22 protein-coding genes are annotated in these 21,174 nt (G+C 40.0%); 21 read left to right on the top strand and 1 reads right to left on the bottom strand.

The window, feature by feature from the left end; translation table 11 throughout:
* The first annotated feature begins 12 nt into the window (after positions 1–12).
* From AC4QJR_RS14975 to AC4QJR_RS14910, 14 genes are all read left to right on the top strand, one after another.
* Positions 13–1,368, top strand: a complete 1,356-nt coding sequence (locus tag AC4QJR_RS14975) for an aspartate aminotransferase family protein (protein ID WP_496523326.1) — start codon at positions 13–15, stop codon at positions 1,366–1,368.
* A gap of 322 nt (positions 1,369–1,690) precedes the next feature.
* Complete coding sequence (gene deoR / locus AC4QJR_RS14970) at positions 1,691–2,653, top strand: DNA-binding transcriptional repressor DeoR (RefSeq protein WP_496523325.1); 963 nt, start codon at positions 1,691–1,693, stop codon at positions 2,651–2,653.
* Positions 2,646–3,305, top strand: coding sequence for a phosphate propanoyltransferase (gene pduL / locus AC4QJR_RS14965; RefSeq protein ID WP_496523324.1), 660 nt, complete (start codon positions 2,646–2,648; stop codon positions 3,303–3,305). Before deoR ends, pduL begins: the two co-directional genes overlap by 8 nt.
* Positions 3,305–4,057 carry a hypothetical protein gene (locus AC4QJR_RS14960; RefSeq protein WP_496523323.1) on the top strand — a complete coding sequence of 251 codons (753 nt, stop codon included), beginning with the start codon at positions 3,305–3,307 and terminating at the stop codon, positions 4,055–4,057. The genes pduL and AC4QJR_RS14960 overlap by 1 nt, the downstream gene beginning before the upstream one ends.
* Positions 4,054–4,353, top strand: coding sequence for a EutN/CcmL family microcompartment protein (locus AC4QJR_RS14955; protein ID WP_496523322.1), 300 nt, complete (start codon positions 4,054–4,056; stop codon positions 4,351–4,353). The genes AC4QJR_RS14960 and AC4QJR_RS14955 overlap by 4 nt, the downstream gene beginning before the upstream one ends.
* A 2-nt stretch (positions 4,354–4,355) precedes the next feature.
* On the top strand, positions 4,356–5,789 hold the full coding sequence (locus AC4QJR_RS14950) for an aldehyde dehydrogenase family protein (RefSeq protein ID WP_496523321.1): 1,434 nt from the start codon (positions 4,356–4,358) through the stop codon (positions 5,787–5,789).
* Between the two features lie 113 nt (positions 5,790–5,902).
* Positions 5,903–6,181, top strand: coding sequence for a BMC domain-containing protein (locus tag AC4QJR_RS14945; RefSeq protein ID WP_496526688.1), 279 nt, complete (start codon positions 5,903–5,905; stop codon positions 6,179–6,181).
* Positions 6,182–6,192: 11 nt separating this feature from the next.
* A complete protein-coding gene (gene tpiA, locus AC4QJR_RS14940) occupies positions 6,193–7,032 on the top strand; it encodes a triose-phosphate isomerase (protein ID WP_496523320.1) in 840 nt (279 codons plus the stop codon).
* Positions 7,029–7,487 carry a ribose 5-phosphate isomerase B gene (rpiB, locus tag AC4QJR_RS14935; RefSeq protein ID WP_496523319.1) on the top strand — a complete coding sequence of 153 codons (459 nt, stop codon included), beginning with the start codon at positions 7,029–7,031 and terminating at the stop codon, positions 7,485–7,487. Before tpiA ends, rpiB begins: the two co-directional genes overlap by 4 nt.
* 173 nt (positions 7,488–7,660) lie before the next feature.
* On the top strand, positions 7,661–7,948 hold the full coding sequence (locus tag AC4QJR_RS14930; RefSeq protein WP_098571287.1) for a EutN/CcmL family microcompartment protein: 288 nt from the start codon (positions 7,661–7,663) through the stop codon (positions 7,946–7,948).
* Positions 7,949–8,224 carry a BMC domain-containing protein gene (locus tag AC4QJR_RS14925; RefSeq protein ID WP_026567441.1) on the top strand — a complete coding sequence of 92 codons (276 nt, stop codon included), beginning with the start codon at positions 7,949–7,951 and terminating at the stop codon, positions 8,222–8,224.
* On the top strand, positions 8,224–8,484 hold the full coding sequence (locus tag AC4QJR_RS14920; RefSeq protein WP_098571286.1) for a EutN/CcmL family microcompartment protein: 261 nt from the start codon (positions 8,224–8,226) through the stop codon (positions 8,482–8,484). The genes AC4QJR_RS14925 and AC4QJR_RS14920 overlap by 1 nt, the downstream gene beginning before the upstream one ends.
* A gap of 177 nt (positions 8,485–8,661) precedes the next feature.
* Positions 8,662–9,309, top strand: a complete 648-nt coding sequence (gene deoC, locus AC4QJR_RS14915) for a deoxyribose-phosphate aldolase (protein WP_496526687.1) — start codon at positions 8,662–8,664, stop codon at positions 9,307–9,309.
* A gap of 176 nt (positions 9,310–9,485) precedes the next feature.
* Positions 9,486–9,686 (top strand): helix-turn-helix domain-containing protein, encoded by a 201-nt coding sequence (locus AC4QJR_RS14910; protein ID WP_180229945.1) that lies wholly within the window; start codon positions 9,486–9,488, stop codon positions 9,684–9,686.
* 69 nt (positions 9,687–9,755) lie between these two features.
* Here AC4QJR_RS14910 and AC4QJR_RS14905 read toward each other — a convergent pair whose 3' ends face one another.
* The gene (locus AC4QJR_RS14905; RefSeq protein WP_496523318.1) at positions 9,756–10,700 is read right to left on the bottom strand and encodes a hypothetical protein; all 945 of its coding nucleotides are present in this window, start codon (positions 10,698–10,700) and stop codon (positions 9,756–9,758) included.
* A 288-nt stretch (positions 10,701–10,988) separates the two neighbouring features.
* Here AC4QJR_RS14905 and AC4QJR_RS14900 point away from each other — a divergent pair, with 288 nt between their 5' ends.
* From AC4QJR_RS14900 to AC4QJR_RS14870, 7 genes are all read left to right on the top strand, one after another.
* Positions 10,989–13,232 (top strand): DEAD/DEAH box helicase, encoded by a 2,244-nt coding sequence (locus AC4QJR_RS14900; protein ID WP_496523317.1) that lies wholly within the window; start codon positions 10,989–10,991, stop codon positions 13,230–13,232.
* A 127-nt stretch (positions 13,233–13,359) separates the two neighbouring features.
* Positions 13,360–14,169, top strand: coding sequence for a hypothetical protein (locus tag AC4QJR_RS14895; protein WP_496523316.1), 810 nt, complete (start codon positions 13,360–13,362; stop codon positions 14,167–14,169).
* Between the two features lie 14 nt (positions 14,170–14,183).
* A complete protein-coding gene (locus tag AC4QJR_RS14890; RefSeq protein ID WP_496523315.1) occupies positions 14,184–15,032 on the top strand; it encodes a DUF3307 domain-containing protein in 849 nt (282 codons plus the stop codon).
* Between the two features lie 204 nt (positions 15,033–15,236).
* The gene (locus AC4QJR_RS14885) at positions 15,237–15,845 is read left to right on the top strand and encodes an alpha/beta hydrolase (RefSeq protein WP_496523314.1); all 609 of its coding nucleotides are present in this window, start codon (positions 15,237–15,239) and stop codon (positions 15,843–15,845) included.
* A 368-nt stretch (positions 15,846–16,213) separates the two neighbouring features.
* The gene (gene proB, locus AC4QJR_RS14880) at positions 16,214–17,326 is read left to right on the top strand and encodes a glutamate 5-kinase (RefSeq protein WP_375376902.1); all 1,113 of its coding nucleotides are present in this window, start codon (positions 16,214–16,216) and stop codon (positions 17,324–17,326) included.
* Positions 17,327–17,332: 6 nt separating this feature from the next.
* Positions 17,333–18,574 (top strand): glutamate-5-semialdehyde dehydrogenase, encoded by a 1,242-nt coding sequence (locus tag AC4QJR_RS14875; protein WP_098571278.1) that lies wholly within the window; start codon positions 17,333–17,335, stop codon positions 18,572–18,574.
* 150 nt (positions 18,575–18,724) lie between these two features.
* Complete coding sequence (locus AC4QJR_RS14870; protein ID WP_496523313.1) at positions 18,725–21,007, top strand: ATP-dependent DNA helicase; 2,283 nt, start codon at positions 18,725–18,727, stop codon at positions 21,005–21,007.
* Positions 21,008–21,174 lie beyond the last annotated feature (167 nt).

The following is a 21,174-nucleotide window of genomic DNA, read 5'->3' as shown; positions in this document are numbered from 1 at the left end:
GGAGGGAAAAAGATGGTTCAAACGAGTCGATCACAGGAAACTTTGTTGGAACAAGATGAAAAGTATGTCTGGCACTCCATGAAACCTTATAATCCAAAAGCCACATTGGTTGCAGCAAAGGCAGAGGGCTCATGGGTAACTGATGCTGATGGAAAACGGTATTTAGATGCGATGGCCGGCCTTTGGTGTGTGAATATTGGTTATGGAAGGACCGAATTAGCTGAAGCAGCCTATGAACAGCTGAAGGAAATGGCCTATTTTCCACTTTCACAAAGCCATGTTCCAGCCATAAAACTCGCTGAAAAGTTGAACCAAATGTTAGGCGATGAGTATGTTATCTTTTTCTCTAACAGCGGTTCTGAGGCAAATGAAGCGGCCTTTAAAATCGTAAGGCAGTACCACCAGCAAAAGGGTGAACAAAGCCGTTACAAAATCGTTTCCCGCTATCGTGCTTATCATGGAAATTCGATGGGGGCACTCGCAGCGACCGGCCAGGCACAGCGAAAGTACAAGTACGAACCGCTTGCACCAGGATTTATCCATGTCTCACCACCTGATTCCTACCGGGATGATATAAATGTCAACGATCCAAATGAACTATCCTCGGTAAAAGAAATCGATCGGACGATGACATGGGAGTTAAGTGAAACGATAGCCGCAATGATTATGGAACCGATTATTACGGGCGGAGGTGTCCTCATTCCGCCGGATGGCTATATGAAAGCCGCAAAAGAAGTATGTGAAAAACACGGGGCGCTGCTCATAGTTGATGAGGTTATTTGCGGGTTTGGCCGTACAGGTAAGCCTTTCGGGTATATGAACTATGGCGTGAAACCCGATATCATCACAATGGCAAAAGGGATCACAAGTGCCTATTTGCCTCTTTCTGCAACAGCTGTCCGCAAAGACATATACGAAGCATTTAAAGGTACAGAAGAATATGATTACTTCCGTCACGTCAATACATTTGGGGGGAATCCAGCGGCATGCGCGCTCGCTTTAAAAAATCTCGAGATTATGGAAACTGAAAAATTATTTGATCGTTCTCGAGATTTAGGGGCTCAGCTATTAAACGATTTAAGGAATCTTATACAAGATCATCCATATGTAGGGGACATTCGTGGAAAAGGGCTGTTAATTGGAATTGAACTAGTGAAGGAAAAGCTGACCAAGGAACCACTCTCTAATGACCTTGTCAATAAAGTCATAGCCAACTGTAAGCAGGAAGGGATTATCATTGGAAAGAACGGGGCAACCGTAGCTGGATACAATAATGTGCTAACACTTGCCCCGCCATTAACAATCAAACAGGTGGATCTAACTTTCCTTGTGAAAACACTTACCGAATCCCTCCAGAAAATACTTTAACTAAAAAAATGAGAATCCATGTATATACAATTGTGTACATACATGGGTTCTTTTTTTCATGAGGAGAAATGTAATAGGTTAAAAAGTATCTAAGGATATAAAGAATCTAGTAATTAAATGTCGAAATCTTTTGATAGAATGATTGACAGATGATTTACGTCGGTTATAATTAAATTAACAAATGTTCAATTCGATTTTACATAATTTCATAACTTCGATATTCAGATTGAACAAATGTTAATTTCTTTTTTACAAAACGTTGTAACCGTTTACTTTTTGTGAAAAATGAGTTTAATAACATTGAAAATTAGGTGAATAAAAGATGGCGGATGAAAGGATTTCACGCCTGGTGGAAGTGGCTAGGATGTATTATCAATTAGACTACAGCCAACAGGAAATTGCGAAAAAGTTAGGTATTTCCCGCCCCACCGTATCTAGGCTTCTGGTTCAAGCTGTTGAAGAAGGAGTAGTCCATATAAAAATATGCGATCCCGCCGAAGACGTTCAGGAATTGGCTATGCAGATCAAGGAAAAGTTTCAATTAAAGGATTGCATTGTCGCATCGATTCCCGAATTTAAGGATGAACTGATCAAAGTGAAGTTGGGAGAGGTTTCCGCAGATTATTTATATAAGATTGTCCAAAGCGGCGATACAATTGGGATTACCTGGGGGACAACTTTATATCAACTAGTGAAACAAATTCAACCTAAGAATGTAAAGGATGTAACAATTGTACAGCTAAATGGTGGGGTGAGTTACTCAGAATCCAATACCTATGCATCAGAAATCATTAATGGTCTTGCTCATGCATTTCAGACAATCCCACATTTTCTGCAGGTACCTGCCGTCGTAGACCACATTGTGGTCAAACAGGCAATCATAGCAGACCGACATGTTAAAAGAATATTGGAATTAGGCAAACAGGCCAATATTGCCATTTTTACTGTTGGGGATCCTGGTGAACAATCAACACTTATGCATGCGGGATATTTTTTAGACAGTGACATTGAAATACTAAGGGAAAATTATACTGTCGGTGACATCTGTTCTCGATTTATTGATATCAATGGCCATATTAGTCATCAAACATTGAACGATCGAACCATTGGTATCGAACTCTCACATTTAGCGGAAAAAGAATATGGTATCCTCATTGCAGGTGGTAACAAAAAAGTCGAAGGCATCTATGGGGCGTTAAAAGGTCGTCATGCCAATGTCCTCATTACCGATGAGTATACTGCCAGGGCATTACTCGATTTTGGGGGTGAGCACCTAAATGAATAAAGAAAAAATTAGGGAGATCGTCAAAGAGGTTGTCAAAAACTCCCTTATGAAATCTAAGACAGTTCCCATTGCAGCATCTAACCGGCATATCCATTTATCCCCTGAACATGTTGAGCGATTGTTTGGACACGGCTACCAATTAACGAAGTTAAAAGATTTGTCACAGCCCAACCAATTTGCAGCAAAGGAAACGGTCACCCTTATCGGTCCGAAAGGGAGAATACATAATGTTCGTGTCCTTGGACCTGCTAGGGGGATTACACAGGTGGAAGTATCATTATTTGATGGATTTACCTTGGGAGTCAAGCCGCCGATTCGTAATTCTGGGGATATTAACGGATCAGAATCAATTACCATACAAGGACCACGGGGGCAAATTACCATTCGTGAAGGCTTGATCTCTGCCGCTCGCCACATTCATATGCACACGAGTGATGCTGAAACATTTGGCGTTCAGGATGGGGACCTTGTTCAAGTAAAAGTGGATGGAGTCCGCGGGATCATTTTTTCAAATGTTTTAATTCGCACTTCTCCTAAATTCAAGCTTGAAATGCATATTGACCAGGATGAAGCCAATGCAGCTGGAATCAAAAATGGACAACTGGTTGAGATTATTTCCATCCAAACTCCGAAACAAGTGGGTGGGGAGTAATGCTGGTGGATGTTAAAACGCAGGTTAAACTGCTTGTCCAGCAGGTAGTGGAAGCCTACTTAAAAGAGAAAATGGACCCTAAAAAGGATACTCCAATTACAATCCTATTAGGTTATCATTCTTCCGATCCAATAACTGTTTTGGAAGCGGTTACTCAGCTGGTAGATACATATAACGTAACGTGGCTAATTACAAAGGAATGGCTTCCTTTACAAGAAAAAATGAAAGGGCTTTCCTGTGTGCTGTTAGAGGAGATGTCAGATGAGGATTTGGGAACACTGATTAATCAATCTTCCGTTCTCGTAATTCCTCAAGCATCGTACAGATTGCTTTCAAAACTAGCCTTAACGGTGGATGACGAGACAGCAGTGTGGGTGGCTATCCAATATCAATTAAAAGGTAAACCGATTGTCATCGCCAATAATGGTGTGGAACCAAATGTGTACCAACAAATCCATGCCCCGCAAACTGTCCAGGAACGGATACAGTCCTACATAAGGAGAATCCAAATGGATCAGGTCAAGTGGGTACCGCTCAGTAAATTGGTTAATACAGTTGACGAGCAATATGCAGCCTACCTTGATAAGCAATCTCTCGTTCTAGCAAAACATGTAGAAAGAGCTTTTCAGGAGGGACTCAAGGAAATTGAGATTCCGCAAAAATGCCGGGTCACACCTTCAGCAATAGATCTGGCTAAAGAATTAAAGATTCAAATTAAGCCAATCGATTCCTCGAAAGGAGGGACACTATGATCATTTGTAAAGTGGTTGGTTCCATTGTATCAACTACAAAAGCGGAGAAATTAAAAGGAAAAAAACTAATGATCGTTCAGCCGCTTGATTTGACGAGCATTGAAGAAGATGGAAAACCGCTTGTTGCCATTGATACCGTTGGCTCTGGTGTGGGAGAAGTCGTCTTACTTGTCAGCGGAAGTTCGGCAAGACAAACAGAGATAACAAACGGTGTCCCTGTTGATGCAGCAATCGTCGGTATTGTTGATCAAATTGAAATTCAAGGGGCCTTAACCTTTAATAAAGGAGGTAACTAACCTTGCAAATAAATGAAACCGATATCAAAAAAATGGTCGAACAGGTCCTCAGTCAACTAGGGCAGAATTCATCAACATTCCCCGCTGAAACTGTCACATCACAAAATGATGTCAAGGTAGGCAATGGCGTGTTTTCAACGGTTGATGAAGCAGCGGCTGCAGCTAGACTGGCCTGGGAAAAGCTTCGCAAACTGCCCATTTCCATCAGAGAAAAAATGATTGAGAATATGCGAGCCGTGAGCCGGGAGCATGCCGAAGAGTTAGCAAAGCTTGCTGTTGAGGAAACAGGTTTTGGCAGAGTGGAAGATAAAGTTGCGAAAATTCTTTTGGCGACGAATAAAACACCTGGAATTGAAGATTTAGTCAGCACAGCTTTTTCGGGTGATGATGGGTTGACACTTGTTGAGTATGCACCAATTGGCGTATTTGGATCCATCACACCTTCAACCAATCCAGCAGCGACAGTTATCAATAATTCCATTTCGTTAATAGCTGCTGGAAATACAGTGGTTTATAACCCGCATCCTAGTGCGAAACGTGTTTCCATTCAAACACTTCAGCTATTAAACCAAGCAATTATCGCAGCAGGTGGACCTGAAAATACGCTCACATCTGTGGCAGCTCCTAATCTTGAAACTTCAGCTCAAGTCATGAATCATCCGCAGGTGAACGCGCTCGTGGTAACTGGAGGAGGACCCGTTGTAAATGCAGCGATGGCAGTTGGTAAAAAAGTCATTGCCGCTGGACCAGGAAATCCACCTGTAGTTGTTGATGAGACTGCTATTATCTCCAAGGCCGCTGTTGATATTGTGAAAGGTGCCAGCTTTGATAACAATGTATTATGCACCGCTGAAAAAGAGGTGTTCGTTGTTGATAAGGCATGCAATGCCCTAAAAGCAGAAATGGTCAAAAACGGAGCAATCGAACTTAAAGGGTTTCAATTTGAAAAACTGCTTGAGAAAGTACTTGTAAAGAAGAATGATGAGTTTTATCCAAACAGAGACTTCATTGGTAAAGACGCATCGGTGCTTTTACATGCAGCGGGCATTCAGGCAAGCCCGAATGTTAAGTTAATTATCGCTGAAACCACTAAGGATCACCCATTGGTAATGACAGAAATGTTAATGCCGATCTTACCGATTGTCAGAGTGCCCGATGTGGATCGAGCGATCAAACTGGCTGTTATTGCAGAGAAAGGCAACCGGCACACAGCGATAATGCATTCGCAAAATATTACGAATCTAACTAAGATGGCACAAGAAATTCAAGCAACGATTTTTGTTAAAAATGGGCCATCAGTTTCGGGCTTGGGCTTTGAAAGTGAAGGCTTTACCACACTTACCATTGCCGGACCAACAGGTGAAGGATTAACCAGTGCAAAAACATTTACTCGCCAGCGCCGCTGCGTTTTAGTTGATGGATTAAGAATCATATAGTGAGGTGTTAGGATATGGCTAAAGCAAAAGAAGATAAAACAGTCACTTCACAAGAAGAGCAACTGAAAAATCAAGAAAAATCAAAATTAGAGATTACTAGAGGAGGAATTAAAATGGGTCAAGAAGCTTTAGGTATGATTGAAACAAAAGGTTTAGTAGGTGCGATTGAAGCAGCAGATGCGATGGTTAAAGCTGCAAACGTTACCTTGGTTGGCAGAGAATTAGTGGGCGCAGGAATCGTGACTGTTATGGTCCGTGGAGATGTAGGTGCAGTAAAAGCCGCCACTGAAGCTGGTGTAGAAGCTGCCCAACGCGTAGGGAATCTTCTATCAGTACACGTAATACCACGTCCTAACGGTGATGTAGAAGGTATTTTACCTAAAGCAGAATAAGGTGAATGGAAATGGAACAATCCATTGAAAGCTATATTAAAAATCTTGTCAGAGATGTCATTGGTCAAAATCTAGGCCGCTTAGAGCTCCAATGTGATCGGCAAACTTATGTGATTGCTAATTGGAAAATGAACAAAGACCTTAATGAGACCGCTGAATTTTTTCAAAAAATAAACAGCAGTCATGATGTGTCAGTGGTTATCTGTCCACCAACCCAACTTCTATATCCGACTCAATTATTTATCAAACAATCTGGAAAACCGATAGGATTGGGCGGTCAAAATGTTCACTGGGCAGACAAAGGGGCTTATACTGGGGAAACATCAGGCAGTATGCTGACGGATGTGGGCTGTGAATATGTCATTATTGGCCACTCAGAAAGAAGAAAATATTCTTTTGAAGATGACGAGTTAGTGAACAAAAAGGTTCAGCAAGCGCTCAAGTCTGGTCTTACTCCAATCATCTGTATCGGAGAAACATTAGGTCAAAAGAGTGCTATGCAAACAGAACAGGTTTTATCCAAGCAAATTATCGGTGCGTTGAAGGATATTGATACAGCCCATTTTATTCTTGCTTATGAACCTGTCTGGGCGATTGGAACAGGGCAATCAGCAACAGCTGAACTGGCTCAAGAAACACACGCGTACATTCGTTCTGTTTTAAGACAATTAATGGGTCAAAAAGCGGAGAGTATTTCGATTTTATATGGCGGGTCTGCGAATGAGAGGAACGCTGCAGATTACAGTGCGATGCCAGATATTGATGGTGTGCTTGTAGGCGGTGCGAGTTTAAACGCTCATGTCTTTGATGCAATTATCAATGTATTTGCCAAAGGAGAACAAAATTCATGAAAAAAGTTGCGATCGGTTGCGACCATGGTGGATTCGAACTAAAAGAAAAGTTAAAGGCCTATTTAACTGAATTAGGTTACGAATATTTAGATTATGGCTGTAAAGCAAATGAATCTGTTGATTATCCAGATATCGCTTTTCTTGTAGGCGAGACGGTAGCAACGAATGATAACTATGTAGGTATTATGATTGATGGCGTAGGCATTGGAAGCGGAATGGTATTGAATAAAATACCTGGTGTCCGCGGTGCGGTATGCTGGGACTTATCCTCTGTGATTAACAGTAAGGAGCATAATAATGCGAACGTTTTATCAATCGGCGGTCAGTTTATTGGTGAAGGCCTTGCCAAACAATTAGTAAAGACATGGTTGGAAACGGAGTTTGCCGGCGGCCGTCATGATCGTCGTGTGACGAAGATTATGGAAATCGAAAGTCGTTTTCTGGGGCGGAATTAGTACTAGATCAGAGATTCGCTGATAAAACCTTCAGTTTCGCTGATAAAAATGATTTATCGCCGATAAAAGTACATTTCCGCTGATAAATGGTTGAGATTCGCTGATATACATAATAGAGAGAAAAATAGGAGTGTTTAACTCAGAGTTATATAGAAAAAAGGCAGGTTTGAAAAATGTTTGTAGCCAAAGTGATAGGAAATATGGTCTGTACACATAAAAATGAGAATTTAATAGGTTTAAAGCTCCTGATTGTCCAACCAGTAGATCAGCAATTGAAGGATAAAGGTAAACCACTTGTGGCTATAGATACGATTGGACAATCAGGAGAAGGAGATCTTGTTTACTTAGCAAAAAGCAGGGAATCATCCTTACCGCTTAATAAAGAGTTGGTTCCATCAGATGCTGGAATCTTAGGAATTATCGACTACTATAATGTGACTAATCGAATGGAGGAAATATAAATGAGCAACGCATTAGGAATGATCGAAACTAAAGGTTTAGTAGGAGCAATTGAAGCAGCAGACGCCATGACAAAAGCAGCAAATGTGACTTTACTAGGTAAAGTAAATGTAGGCGGAGGATTAGTGTGTGTTATGGTTCGCGGCGACGTTGGTGCGGTTAAGGCAGCAACTGAAGCAGGTGCGGATGCAGCACAGCGTGTTGGCGAATTCTTATCTGTTCACGTGATTCCAAGACCACATTCAGACATCGAGAAAATTCTTCCTGTTGCAAAATAATGAAACTAGCAAAAGTGGTTGGAAATGTCGTATCAACGATTAAAACACCAAGTCATCAAAATAAAAAGCTCATGGTAGTTATCCCTGTGGACGCATCAGGTAAGGAATTTGGGGATGCCATGATTGCCTTCGATCGTTTTTCAGCAGGGGTTGGCGATTATGTCCTGATTCTAGAAGAAGGTGGATCGGCAAGAGACATTTTAGAAGACCCTAATGGTTCTTTTGATGCTGTCATTGCCGGAATTGTTGATCGATTATAATAATGTGGGGTGAGCACGATGCAAATTGAAGCTTTAGTAGAACAAATTACGAATCAAATTATGCAGCAATTAACGAATAAAGAAGCTTTGAAGGAAGTGAAGCCTTCAACTTCTGGAAATGTGACATATAAAGAAGGAACAGCATCATCGATTATTACCGGGCCATCTGTGGCTCGGATGATTGACCATACACTTTTAAAGCCGGAAGCATCCAAAGACCAAATTGTGAAGCTTTGTGAAGAAGCTAAAGAACATAAATTTGCCACTGTTTGTGTGAATCCTTACTGGGTGGCAACCGCAGCCCACGAATTAAAAGGTTCTGGTGTAGGAATAACCACCGTTGTTGGTTTTCCACTTGGAGCAACGAGCACTTTTGTCAAGAGTGCAGAAACGCGTGACGCGATTGCAAATGGCGCTACTGAAATTGACATGGTTATAAATATTGGTGCCCTAAAATCTGGCGACTTTGAGACAGTGAAAAAAGACATTGAAGGTGTTGTATTAGCGGCGAATGGTCATGCACCAGTAAAAGTCATTATTGAAACAGGCCTTCTTGAAATCGAAGAAAAGAAAAAAGCTTGTATTCTCGCAAAAATGGCTGGAGCTGCTTTCGTGAAAACGTCGACTGGATTTGGCCCTGGTTGTGCTACTGCTGAGGACATTAAACTTATGCGTGAAGCGGTCGGTCCAGAAATGGGTGTTAAAGCTTCGGCCTGTGTGAGAGATTTAGATACTGCAAGAAAGCTAATCCAAGCCGGCGCAACAAGAATTGGTGCAAGTTCCAGTATTGCGATTATTACAGGCGGTCAAGGTACTGGTTATTAATAGGCTATTATTCCAGTGGCTATGTTGAAATTTGAGTATTTCAAGTTGCTATTATTGATACTTGGAGTACTTAGATTTCTTTTTTCTTCTACTATTAAAAGTGTTGAAAATATATAAGTAGTTTAATATAATAAAATCAGCAAAATGAAATCGCTTACATAATGAGGAGGCTTACTATGAACCATATTGGACATCAACTTAAGAAAATGAGATTAAATCGTGAAATTGAGATAGAAAAATTAGCTTTGCTTTCAGGATTATCTGCCGGAACGATTGCTGCGATAGAAGAAGGCGAAGTCGATGTTCAGGTTTCCACATTAGCGAAGATTTCTGATGTTTTGAATTGCTCCTTCTCCATTGGTGACGTTTCAATCTAATACTTTTCAAAATCGCCTTTTGGCGATTTTTTTTAATAAAAAAAGACCAATATGGTCTTTTTTGGGGTGTTATCTATTTCTTCTCCTCCGAGGTCTAAATCGGAAATTGTCACTACTTTCATTTTCCTGATAATAATTCACAACTGGAGCAGCATCAATATATTTATATTTCACTTTTTTAGGGGTCTCAGTGGCTGCCTCTGCCTCAATTACCGCTTCTGCACCTATCACTTCATTAATTGATTCTGGTTGATCTTCTTCATCATTTACAATTTCAAATAAGACAACTTCAACTTCATTATTTAGAGTTTCAACATCAGTACTAAAAGTTCTATCTGCATCAGTAATAGTTTCATCTTGAAATTCATTTTTTAGAGCCCCGAAATCAGTACTAAAAGTTCTCAAAGTATTATTTATTGGTCTAACTTCAGCTACTGTCTCTTCTGTTTCATTAATTACTTCAATTTCTTCTATCTCTTCAATTTCTTCAACTTCTTCTATTTCTTCAATCGTATCGTCAACTATGTCTTCAACGGCATCATGATTTTCAACTTCACTACTTAATTCCAATTCATGCTCATCCGTTATTTCATCTAATTCTATATCATCGGGTACTTCTTCAATTTCAACGTTTTCAAATAAAGCTTGTTGTTTTACTTTCTCTATTTTTCCAAGAGCAATGGTTCTCTTTACAGCAATCCCAATAACTTCATCCATTAGAGCAGCGAATTGCTCGAATTCTACATTATTTTCTCCGCTGTTTTGAATGACATTTAGAAAATCCTGATGAAATAGATTAAATTCTTGTTTGAATTGCTCGCGGTCCATTTCTCGGAAAGAAACTCCTTTAATCCGAATAAATCCATAAATTAATTTACTCAATACCTTTGTAACTGCGTGTAATTCTTCTTGGCTTAAATCAGGATCATTTCTTAAATAATAATGGGCATCCCGTAAGGCTTGATAATAACTCTTAAAATTCCGGCTTATTTCTAAGAAATCTAAATTACTCATTAGAAATATCCCTCCATATCTATTTAATGTATAATATTTGGAATCAGCACAAATTTTCCTTTTTTATTGGCTGTGTTAATCTTGTCTGTTGATTTCCGCTACAGGCACGAGCGGTTCGCGGGCGTGCCGGGGGCCTCCTCGTCGCTGTGCTCCTGCGGGGTCTCCCCAGACCCGTACTCCCGCAGGAGTCTTCGTGCCTAGAACGATGGTCAACAGAGTGCTAAAATCAACATTAACCTATAACACAGCCTTTTTATTAAGGATATGCATCTAGAAGGGATTATTCTAATGAAGGTTATAAATTTTATTAAAGAATGGCAAAAAGCGTTACAGAATGAAATCCTCCATTTAAAAAAATATGGCAGCAATAAGTTTCTTGTTACAAATGGAAGGCTGTTATCCACGGAGGGTTCTTATACATACTACTTCGATACCGCTTTTTCGATTCGAATACCTATCGGTTCTCAGGTTCGACTTGAGTGGGGGAGTATGAAACAGAGAGGTCGAGTACTTTCTTCTGAAGGGAAGGGAGTTATGCTTGCCATGGAACAATCATTTGGAGATTTAATTCACGAAGCACAGCTTTTTCATGATCCATGGGAATTACTTGAACAGCTCATTGAACGTCTGGATGAAATGAAAAAAAATAAGCAAAAACGAATCCGAGTAAAAAGATTGATGGACCCCTCTATGTCTGCTAAGCATCCAATTGAAAAAAGTAAAAACAATATTCATGAACTCGTTTTACGTTCCAAATACAACCCCGTTACATTCGTTTGGGGTCCCCCTGGAACAGGGAAAACCTATACATTGGCCCGAGTAGCCGCAAATAAGTATTTCCAGGAAAAGAAAGTGTTAATTTTATCACATAGTAATCAAGCGGTTGATGTCCTCATTCATGAGATATCAGCCTTTATTCAAAAGAAAGGCCGTTTTCGTGAGGGGGATGTGCTCCGCTATGGGTTCAATACAGGCGAACAATTTGCCGATTATGAAGCAGTGACCACTAGTCAACTCCTTCAGAAAGAAGATCCTCAGCTAGCAGTGGAGAAGGAACTGTTACTAGCGGAAAGACGGAATTTAAAGCAAGATATCGCTCATTCTTTTAGTAAAAGAGACACGAATCATTTGCTTGAACTAGAAACTAAAATTGCCAGAGTTCTTGAAAAAATCCGCCAAAAAGAGCTTGAATTTATTAAGGATGCGTACATCGTGGGGTCAACACTTGCCAAAGCGGCGGGTGATGCAGCAATTTATGAAAAAGAATTCGACCTTGTCATCCTGGATGAAGCCAGCATGGCTTATGTCCCTCAAGCAGCTTTTGCTGCGACTCTTGGAAAGCGAGTGATCATTTGTGGTGATTTTAAACAGTTACCACCAATTGCCTCCTCTCGGGATCCATTAGTCACCTTGTGGTTAAAAGAAGATATCTTCCATCGCGCTGGTGTGGTTGACTGGGTTCGCGATGGAATGCTGCATCCCCACCTTTTTTTATTAAAAGAGCAACGGAGGATGCATCCGGATATCTCATCCTTCACGAATCAGTATATTTACCACTCGCTTGTCGGCGATCATGAAAGTGTTCTAAAAAATAGAAAACCAATCGTAGATCTTTCACCCTTTCAAGGAATGGCATCTGTTCTTCTTGATACAAGTCACTCAGGGGTGTATGGCATGACAGAAAAAGCATCGAATTCACGCATGAATATATGGCATGTATTATTGTCCTTTCAGTTAATACATGAGTCCTATGTGGCTGGGGCTCGTTCAATTGGTTATGTGACCCCATACCGCGCGCAAGCTAATTTAATGGAGTTACTGCTTGCTGACTTATATGAAAAGGAATGTTCAACCGCTGACATTATTTCTGCGACCGTGCACAGATTTCAAGGCAGTGAACGTGATGTCATGATTTTTGACACGGTGGACAGTGAACCGCAAACACGAGCAGGGATGCTTCTCACTGGTAAGGATAGTGAACGTTTGATTAATGTGGCCATCACCAGAACAAAGGGAAAGTTCATACATGTCAGCGATCAATCATTTATTCGAAAACATGTGTATAATGGTAAAACACTAAGGCAGCTTGTGGAACATCAAGGTCGTATGCAGCAAACAATCGGGACGAAGGATATTGGAAAATGGATCAAGAATCAGCATCCTAGGCTGCAATGGATGCATGCACGTAAGTTAGAGAAAGTATTCCTGGACCTTGGGTCAGCAAAACGATCAATTATTCTTTGTTTGCCGCCGCAAACGGATCTTTCTGAACAGTGGAAGGAACAACTCCAAAAAAGAAGCCAGTCCGTGAAATTGACCGTTTTGGCGGAAGAATCATGGGAAGAACTACAGCCCAATCAGATATGGAGCAACAGCTTTCCGTTTCCATTTATCTTGATTGATGAGCAGGTTTTATGGCTTGGTTTGCCATTAGAAGCGGCAAAAGGAGTCCGTCCACCTTATATAGCAGTAAGACTCCATTCGGAGAGAATGTGTGAGTATTTAATAGGACAGTTTCAGAAGCGGGAGTAATAGTTTACTTATAGTTCACAAGAAGTAGTTACACTAATTGAGCTAATTTGATTTTGCTTTGACAATATAATCTAACTTAATTAAAATTAGATTATATAATCTAACTAGTAGCTGAAGGGGATAATAAATGAATGTTCCGATATCGATTTTTATTTTGGATGTAAGTAATTCTTCCACCCTAAATAGGGGGGAGGAACTTACTGTTTATTTGGATGAAGTGGTGGACTGGATTACGTGCTGGACAAAGGATCTTGGTCCGATCCAAATCAAGCATCGTGCCGGAGATGAAATTATTTTTGTTGGTCCTGGATATTCAACTGCGTATACGATTGCCTTTTTTGTAAGCAGGGTGTGGAAATACAAGGAACATATGCCTTATTTCGGCTTGGCCTTTGGAGATATTGACAAGGAAGTAAAAGAACTGGATATTGAAAAATGGATCCATCCATTGGTTAAACAAGCAAGATATGCAAATGATTTAATTAAACAAGAAAAAAACAGAATGCTTTTTAAGTTCGAATTAGATCAATTCTATCCTAATAAATCAAAGGAGTCGTTCCCTTACCATAAATTCAGGAATGAATTTGAAATACTTATTAATGCTTTATTATATTTACAGTTGAAGTTGATACAAAGTCAAACGGATATCCAGAAAATGGTATGCACGCTCTTCCTTGTTTTAAAACAGCAAAAGGAGATTGCAAAGATTCTTTGCAAAACCGCTCCCACGATATCAAGTCATTTTAAAAAGGGAAATAGTGAAGAGATCCTAGATACTTTTTCAAAGATTATTAGTATACTACATTCATTACAAGAAAAAGCGTATCCTGACAGTGCGATTCATCCACAAAAAACAAATGAAAACCTTACCACAAGCATCCGGACTCACTTGCAGGATCCTATACACATTCATTCATTCTTAAGTCCCAGCCCTTAGAGAGAGGAGAAACCATGTTGTTTTTAAGTCTAGTTCTTGCCCACTTTCTTACTGATTTTTATTTACAAACAGATGACATGGTGATTGATAAACGAAGAAATTTATGGAAACATGTCAGCCATCATCTTTTAACTACGGGCATTGTATTAGTTGGATTCTGGATTTTCTACTTTAATTTTGAGAATATCCTTAAATCCTTGTTCATCCCTTTGATTGGTATTGTAGCATCACATCTCTTTGTGGATTGGTTCAAGATTATGTTGATGGATAAATTGAAAATGACGAACGAAGATAACATGAAGCGGCTCGGTTACTTTGTTTTAGATCAGGTTCTGCATTTAGGGGCGATTCTTTTCGTATGTGTGTTCTGCTTTCGGTTTAACATTGAAGGGTTTGTTCAACAGAATGGCGGATTAAGCTTCATAGAGTCTGTTCTGTTTTTTATTATTATTGTTATTCTAACAACAACTGTAAGCGGACATATGATCAAGATCCTCCTCGGTTCCCTGCCCAATCAATTATTGACCTTTGAGGGGAAATATTCATTTAAAAATGAACGAAATGAAGCTGAGTTTAGCCGGAGGGGTAAAAAAGGATTAACAGAAGAATACAATTATACAGTTTTCAGTAAGCATGATCTTTCACGAGGGAAATTAATCGGCTATATTGAGAGATTACTAGTCTTATTGTTAACATTTTATAGCGCTTACCCAGCGATTGGATTTATTGTGGCTGCCAAATCGATTGCTCGCTTTAAACAAATGGATGATCGGGACTGGGCAGAATATTTTTTATTGGGAACACTAACTTCTATGTTTCTTGGAATTACTTTTGGGATTTTGTTGAAAAGCGTCCTAACATAGGTGTTATCAAAAGAAAAGCATCCAGTGGGTGCTTTTTTTTTACAATTAATCAAAAAAGTTGACGAGGTATTCATTTAGTATTAACATTATCTCATATTCGAGATAATTGAAATAAAGAGATTAAAGAAACTTTTACGATTAGGGAATGACCAAGTTTCTAACAATAATGTAAGGAACTTTTACCTGAGAAAGGGGACCGACACGATGAAACATATTTTTCAAAAAGGGAAAGACGCAACGAAGCCAACATTTTTATTACTGCATGGAACCGGAGGAACGGAGTTAGATTTGATTCCACTTGCAGGGAAAATTGATGAAGATGCTTCTTTTTTAAGCGTTCGCGGAAATGTCCTTGAAAATGGGATGCCGCGTTTTTTCCGCAGATTAGCTGAAGGGATTTTTGATGAAGAAGATCTTATTCTTCGTACAAAAGAATTGTATGAATTCCTAGACGAAGCCTCACAAACTTATGAATTTGATCGTAAGAATATCATCGCAATTGGATATTCCAATGGTGCGAATATCGCTGCGAGTTTGTTGTTCCATTACAAAGATGCCTTAAAAGGAGCCATTCTCCATCATCCAATGGTGCCATTAAGAGGGATTGAATTGCCTGATTTATCAGAGGTAAATGTCTTTATTGGCGCAGGAACTAATGATCCGATTTGTTCGCCTCTGGAATCAGGTGACCTAGAAAAGATGTTGGAAAATGCAAATGCCAAAGTCCATCTTCACTGGGAGCATAATGGACACCAATTAAGCTACAGCGAAGTCGAGGCCGCAGCTATGTGGTATAAACAAATCAATAAATAAGACTGACATTTAAGCTATCCGGAAAACTTTCGGTTAGCTTTTTATTTTAAAAATTTAAACTATTCTATTGACTTTTTATCATTTTCTAAGGATAATCAAAGAAATTATAAATCGAAAAATAGTTTGGGATTAGTAAATCTTGGGAACGTGCTAGAGAGTGAAACCCGCCGGCTGAAAGGTTTCTCACGGAAAAAGGTTGAACCTGCCCACACACACACTGCTTATGCAAACATAAGCCGTCACCCTCGTTACGGGTCCAAAGTGGGTGCATGGCATCAATAAAGGTGGTACCGCGGAAACGACTTTCCGTCCTTTTTATAAGGACAGAAGAGTCGTTTTTTTTATTTTAAAAGAAGGGTTAGAGGGAAATGAAAAAACAGTTGGTGGTTGTAAAAATTGGGAGCAGTTCACTCACGAATGCCTCAGGGACAATTTCTGAAGAAAAAATACGTGACCATGTGGAGGCACTTGCTTTCTTGAAAGAACAAGGGCATGATGTTTTACTTATTTCATCCGGAGCTGTTGCCGCAGGTTTTGGCTCACTTGGTTATCCGACACGTCCCAAAACGGTATCGGGGAAACAGGCAGCGGCTGCTGTTGGTCAAGGGCTACTGATGCAACAGTATATTCAGTTGTTTAATGAGTTTAATATTGTACCTGCCCAAATCTTATTAACGCGAGAAGACTTCTATAGCCAGGTCCGGTTTCATAACCTCTTTAATACGATTCAGAAGTTACTTCAAAAGGGTGTATTACCGATAATAAATGAAAATGATTCGGTGGCAATTGATGAATTGACTTTCGGTGATAATGATATGTTGTCTGCTCTCGTGAGTGGCTTCTTACATGCCAATGCACTGATGATCTTAACGGATGTGAATGGTTTATATGATGGCAATCCCAAAACGTCAAAAGAAGCTAAAAAATATCATTTTATTCCCGAGATATCTGAAAACCTCCTAGGAGTTGCAGGCGAGGCTGGTTCTTCGGTAGGAACGGGCGGAATGAAGTCAAAATTACTAGCTTCAAAAAAAGCTCTTTCCCTCGGTGTCAGTGTTTTTGTCGGTACAGGTAAGGGAAAGGAAAAATTGGTGGATATATTAGCAGGTAAAGGGGATGGGACTTATATAGGAGGGCCCTTCCAAACACAAATGCAAATGAGGAAGCAATGGATCGCCTACCACTCACAGGTTGGTGGTGTAATCGAAATTGATGATGGGGCAGTGAATGCAGTATTGTTTCAAGGTAAAAGTCTACTGCCAGTGGGAGTGACCAATGTAATTGGAGAGTTTAATGCCTTAGATGTTGTCGTGGTCCGCAATCAAAAAGGGAGAATTGTTGGGAAAGGACAAAGCTACTATTCTTCTAAGAATCTACTAAAAGTAAAAGGCTTGCCGAGTGAACAATCAAAAGATTATTCGATTAATAAAAAAGCAGAAGTGATTCATCGGGATAATTGGGTCACAATGCCAAAGGAGTGAAAATAAATGAGTGAATTATTAGAAAAGGCCAGCAAATTGAAAAGGGCATCTAAACAATTGGGAATGCTGTCAACTGAAGACAAAAATACAGCGTTGTTAACCATGGCGGACCATTTATTGACGGAGAAAGAATGGTTAATCGCCGAAAACGCAAAAGATATAGAAGCAGGAAAAGAAAATGGATTTTCCGATTCGCTTTTGGATCGCCTTCTTTTAACAAATGAAAGAATTGAACAGATTGTCGATGGAGTAAGACAGTTGGTAGATTTAAAGGATCCAATTGGCGAATCAATTGAAGCATGGAACCGTCCGAATGGGTTACAAATCGAAACGATTCGAGTTCCGCTTGGGGTCATTGGAATGGTCTATGAAGCGCGTCCTAATGTTACGGTTGATGCAGGGAGTCTGTGCTTAAAAGCTGGTAACGCTGTTCTTTTAAGAGGGAGCACCTCGGCGATCCATTCCAATAAAGCGCTTGTTCATGTCATGCAGAAGGCACTCACTGAAACGGCTATTCCAGCAGATGCCGTTCAACTTTTAGAGGACACGAGCCGTGAAACAGCCGCTGAAATGTTTAAATTGAATGAATACCTCGATGTGCTTATTCCTCGCGGTGGAGCAGGGTTAATTCAATCAGTTGTTCAAAATGCAACAGTTCCAGTTTTAGAGACAGGCGTAGGCAATTGTCATGTTTTCATTGATGAAACTGCTAAAGAAAACATGGCTATCGATATTGCGATCAATGCAAAATTACATCGGCCATCCGTTTGTAATGCAGCGGAAACCGTCCTAATTCACGAAAAATGGCCATATGCAGAAAAATTATTATATTCGCTTCATGACCGGGGAGTGGAACTGCGTGGAGATGAAGTTTTAACAGCTGCCTATCCCTTTGTAAAGCAGGCCACGGAAGAGGATTGGAAAAATGAATTTTTAGCACCAGTTTTGGCGGTAAAATTGGTTACTGATGTGAAGGCAGCGGTTGATCATATTGATCAGTATGGAACGAAACATTCCGAGGCCATCATCAGTGAAAATCTTGACCATGTTCGTTTGTTCTTCCAGGCAGTGGATGCAGCGGTCCTCTATCATAATGCTTCCACCCGATTTACCGATGGCGAGCAGTTTGGTTATGGCGCAGAAATTGGAATTAGTACACAAAAGCTTCATGCCCGCGGACCAATGGGCCTCCGAGCGTTAACAACAACGAAAGCGATTGTCCGTGGTACTGGACAAATTCGGTCATAGTGATTCACCAAAAAAACAGGTAAGGATGTTGGTTGTTCCTTACCTGTTTTTTTATTGATGGGTTGGAAACTATCCAAAGAAGAGGAAAAACTGATATAATAAAAGCAAACATATATTCTCATAATTATTTATAGTAAGATGGTGGTTCTAGTGTCAGATACTATTTCTATATCAGTAAGAACTCTCGTTGAACATGTTTTTAGGAGCGGAAGTATCGATTCGCGTTTTCGATCACCATCAACAATGTTAGATGGAACAAGAATTCATCAAATGATCCAGAAAACGTATGGTGAATCCGATCAGAAAGAAGTATACCTCCGTACAGAGGTCAAGGCAGGAGAACTTTCTTTCACTATAGATGGCAGGTGTGATGGGTTATTGTTTCGTGATGAAGAGGTGATTATCGATGAAATCAAATCTTTTTCGCATGCTTCGGAGCAGATCCAGCAAGGAGGCTATCCCGTGCACTGGGCACAAGCGAAACTGTATGCCTTAATGTATGCGAAGGACAATGATTTACAGAAAATCACGGTTCAGCTTACATATGTCCACGTAGATACACTTGAGAAGATATTTTTCCAAAAAAGATACAACATCACAGAACTTGAAGTCTTTCTAGAAAATGCAATGGAGGACTATTCCCCTTATGCAAACCTGCTCTCTAGTCATCGAAAAAAGCGAAATGAGAGCTGTAAAGAGCTTACCTTCCCATTTGAAACTTACCGCGAGGGGCAACGGAAATTAGCTGGGGTGGTCTATAAGTCGATTTTCGATAAGAAAAATCTGTTTGCCAAAGCGCCAACCGGCATAGGAAAAACAATCTCGACACTTTTTCCATCTGTAAAAGCCATAGGAGAAGGGCATTTGGACAAAGTTTTCTATCTTACGGCTAAAACGATTACCCGTACAGCAGCAGAAGATGCTTTTAAGAAAATGCGCTCTTGTGGTCTTTGTTTGAGCACCGTTACGATAACAGCGAAAGATAAAGTTTGCTTTAAGGAAGAAACCAATTGTCAAAAGGATTATTGTGAATTTGCTAATGGTTATTATGACCGGATCAATGATGCGATACTTGATATCTTATCTCATGAAACGGGCATGACTCGAGAAATAATTGAAACTTATGCAAATAAACATACAGTTTGTCCCTTTGAGTTTTCGCTAGACCTTGCCTATGCCGTCGATAGCATCATCTGCGATTACAATTATGTATTTGACCCGCGTGTCTCCTTAAAACGGTTGTTGGAAGAGCAAAAGAAGTCTACTGCCCTATTGGTTGACGAGGCCCACAATCTTGCCGACCGCGGCCGGGAGATGTTTTCATCCTCCATAAACAAAGATGTATTTCTACAATTGAAAAAGGAATTTAAAGGTGTTAATAAATCCCTGTTTGACGCAGCCAGTAAGCTTAATGCCTGGTTTCTATCCTTAAAAAAAGAAAATCCAGATAAGCAAGAGTTCACGCTTGAACATCTGGATGGCGAATTGATTGATTCCCTGGTTCAATTTGTAGAAATTAGCGAACAAGCACTTCCTATAGAAGCTTCACCAACTCTTTTGGAGGCGTACTTTATCGTCAATAATTTTTTAAAAATCAATGAATTTTTGGATGAACATTATGTCATTTACGTAGAAAAAGTGAAAAATGATCTCATTGTAAAGCTTTTTTGCATGGATCCTTCTAAGCTTCTTCATCAAATGGGAAAGGGATATCGATCGAAGATATTCTTTTCAGCAACACTTTCGCCTATTAACTTTTATCAAGATCTGCTCGGCGGGCAGAAGGATGATTATGTACTATCGATTTCTTCGCCATTTTCAAGTGAACAGGTCGATGTCTTTATTCATCCATTGTCCACACGCTACCGTGATCGAGAACAGACGAAAGAATCAATCGCAGCAGGAATTCAATCATTGATAAAAAAGCGGCCGGGGAATTATTTTATTTTTTTCCCATCCTATCAGTATTTATTAGCTGTTTATGAGCAATTCAAGCAACAGGATGAAGAAACGAAAACGATTATTCAAGCAGCTGGGATGACTGAAACGGAAAGAGAAGCCTTTTTGGATGCCTTTAAACCGAATCAAACGGAAACATTACTGGGATTCGCGGTCCTTGGAGGGATATTTTCGGAGGGTGTTGATTTGATTGGTGATCGCTTAAATGGGGTAGTTGTGATTGGAGTAGGTTTGCCGCAACTATGTTTTGAGCGGAATCTCATTAAAGATCATTTTAATCAACAAAACAAAAATGGTTATGACTATGCCTATGTGTATCCTGGCATGAACAAGGTACTGCAGGCTGGAGGAAGGTTAATTCGTTCAGAAGAGGACCATGGAACTATCGTGTTGATTGATGATCGATTCCTACAACGTAGATATCAACAACTCCTGCCGCCAGAATGGCAGAGGTTTACGGTTGGTTCCTTATAAGCACTCTCAAAAATAAGCCCCTAATGGAGTCTTTACCATAAGGGGTTTTGTTTGTAGTTCTTAAATAAAAAACGTTCCCGAAAACAAAAAATTTAATCACCCCATCTACATTTTTAAAAAACTGAATATTTAAAAAATAACTTCAGATTACCATAACCTGTTAAAAA

This window comes from Neobacillus sp. BP17 (assembly GCF_059579525.1).
This window is presented reverse-complemented; position numbering and strand designations above follow the sequence as displayed.

Excerpts from the sequence above, each read along its gene's own strand:
- rpiB (WP_496523319.1), top strand. The coding sequence starts at position 7,029 with ATGAAAAAAGTTGCGATCGGTTGCGACCATGGTGGATTCGAACTAAAA.
- AC4QJR_RS14960 (WP_496523323.1), top strand. The coding sequence starts at position 3,305 with ATGCTGGTGGATGTTAAAACGCAGGTTAAACTGCTTGTCCAGCAGGTA.
- AC4QJR_RS14905 (WP_496523318.1), bottom strand. The coding sequence starts at position 10,700 with ATGAGTAATTTAGATTTCTTAGAAATAAGCCGGAATTTTAAGAGTTAT.
- AC4QJR_RS14945 (WP_496526688.1), top strand. The coding sequence starts at position 5,903 with ATGGGTCAAGAAGCTTTAGGTATGATTGAAACAAAAGGTTTAGTAGGT.
- tpiA (WP_496523320.1), top strand. The coding sequence starts at position 6,193 with ATGGAACAATCCATTGAAAGCTATATTAAAAATCTTGTCAGAGATGTC.
- AC4QJR_RS14885 (WP_496523314.1), top strand. The coding sequence starts at position 15,237 with ATGAAACATATTTTTCAAAAAGGGAAAGACGCAACGAAGCCAACATTT.
- AC4QJR_RS14895 (WP_496523316.1), top strand. The coding sequence starts at position 13,360 with ATGAATGTTCCGATATCGATTTTTATTTTGGATGTAAGTAATTCTTCC.
- AC4QJR_RS14975 (WP_496523326.1), top strand. The coding sequence starts at position 13 with ATGGTTCAAACGAGTCGATCACAGGAAACTTTGTTGGAACAAGATGAA.
- AC4QJR_RS14890 (WP_496523315.1), top strand. The coding sequence starts at position 14,184 with ATGTTGTTTTTAAGTCTAGTTCTTGCCCACTTTCTTACTGATTTTTAT.
- AC4QJR_RS14910 (WP_180229945.1), top strand. The coding sequence starts at position 9,486 with ATGAACCATATTGGACATCAACTTAAGAAAATGAGATTAAATCGTGAA.
- AC4QJR_RS14900 (WP_496523317.1), top strand. The coding sequence starts at position 10,989 with ATGAAGGTTATAAATTTTATTAAAGAATGGCAAAAAGCGTTACAGAAT.
- proB (WP_375376902.1), top strand. The coding sequence starts at position 16,214 with ATGAAAAAACAGTTGGTGGTTGTAAAAATTGGGAGCAGTTCACTCACG.
- pduL (WP_496523324.1), top strand. The coding sequence starts at position 2,646 with ATGAATAAAGAAAAAATTAGGGAGATCGTCAAAGAGGTTGTCAAAAAC.
- deoC (WP_496526687.1), top strand. The coding sequence starts at position 8,662 with ATGATTGACCATACACTTTTAAAGCCGGAAGCATCCAAAGACCAAATT.
- AC4QJR_RS14955 (WP_496523322.1), top strand. The coding sequence starts at position 4,054 with ATGATCATTTGTAAAGTGGTTGGTTCCATTGTATCAACTACAAAAGCG.
- AC4QJR_RS14920 (WP_098571286.1), top strand. The coding sequence starts at position 8,224 with ATGAAACTAGCAAAAGTGGTTGGAAATGTCGTATCAACGATTAAAACA.
- AC4QJR_RS14925 (WP_026567441.1), top strand. The coding sequence starts at position 7,949 with ATGAGCAACGCATTAGGAATGATCGAAACTAAAGGTTTAGTAGGAGCA.
- deoR (WP_496523325.1), top strand. The coding sequence starts at position 1,691 with ATGGCGGATGAAAGGATTTCACGCCTGGTGGAAGTGGCTAGGATGTAT.
- AC4QJR_RS14930 (WP_098571287.1), top strand. The coding sequence starts at position 7,661 with ATGTTTGTAGCCAAAGTGATAGGAAATATGGTCTGTACACATAAAAAT.
- AC4QJR_RS14875 (WP_098571278.1), top strand. The coding sequence starts at position 17,333 with ATGAGTGAATTATTAGAAAAGGCCAGCAAATTGAAAAGGGCATCTAAA.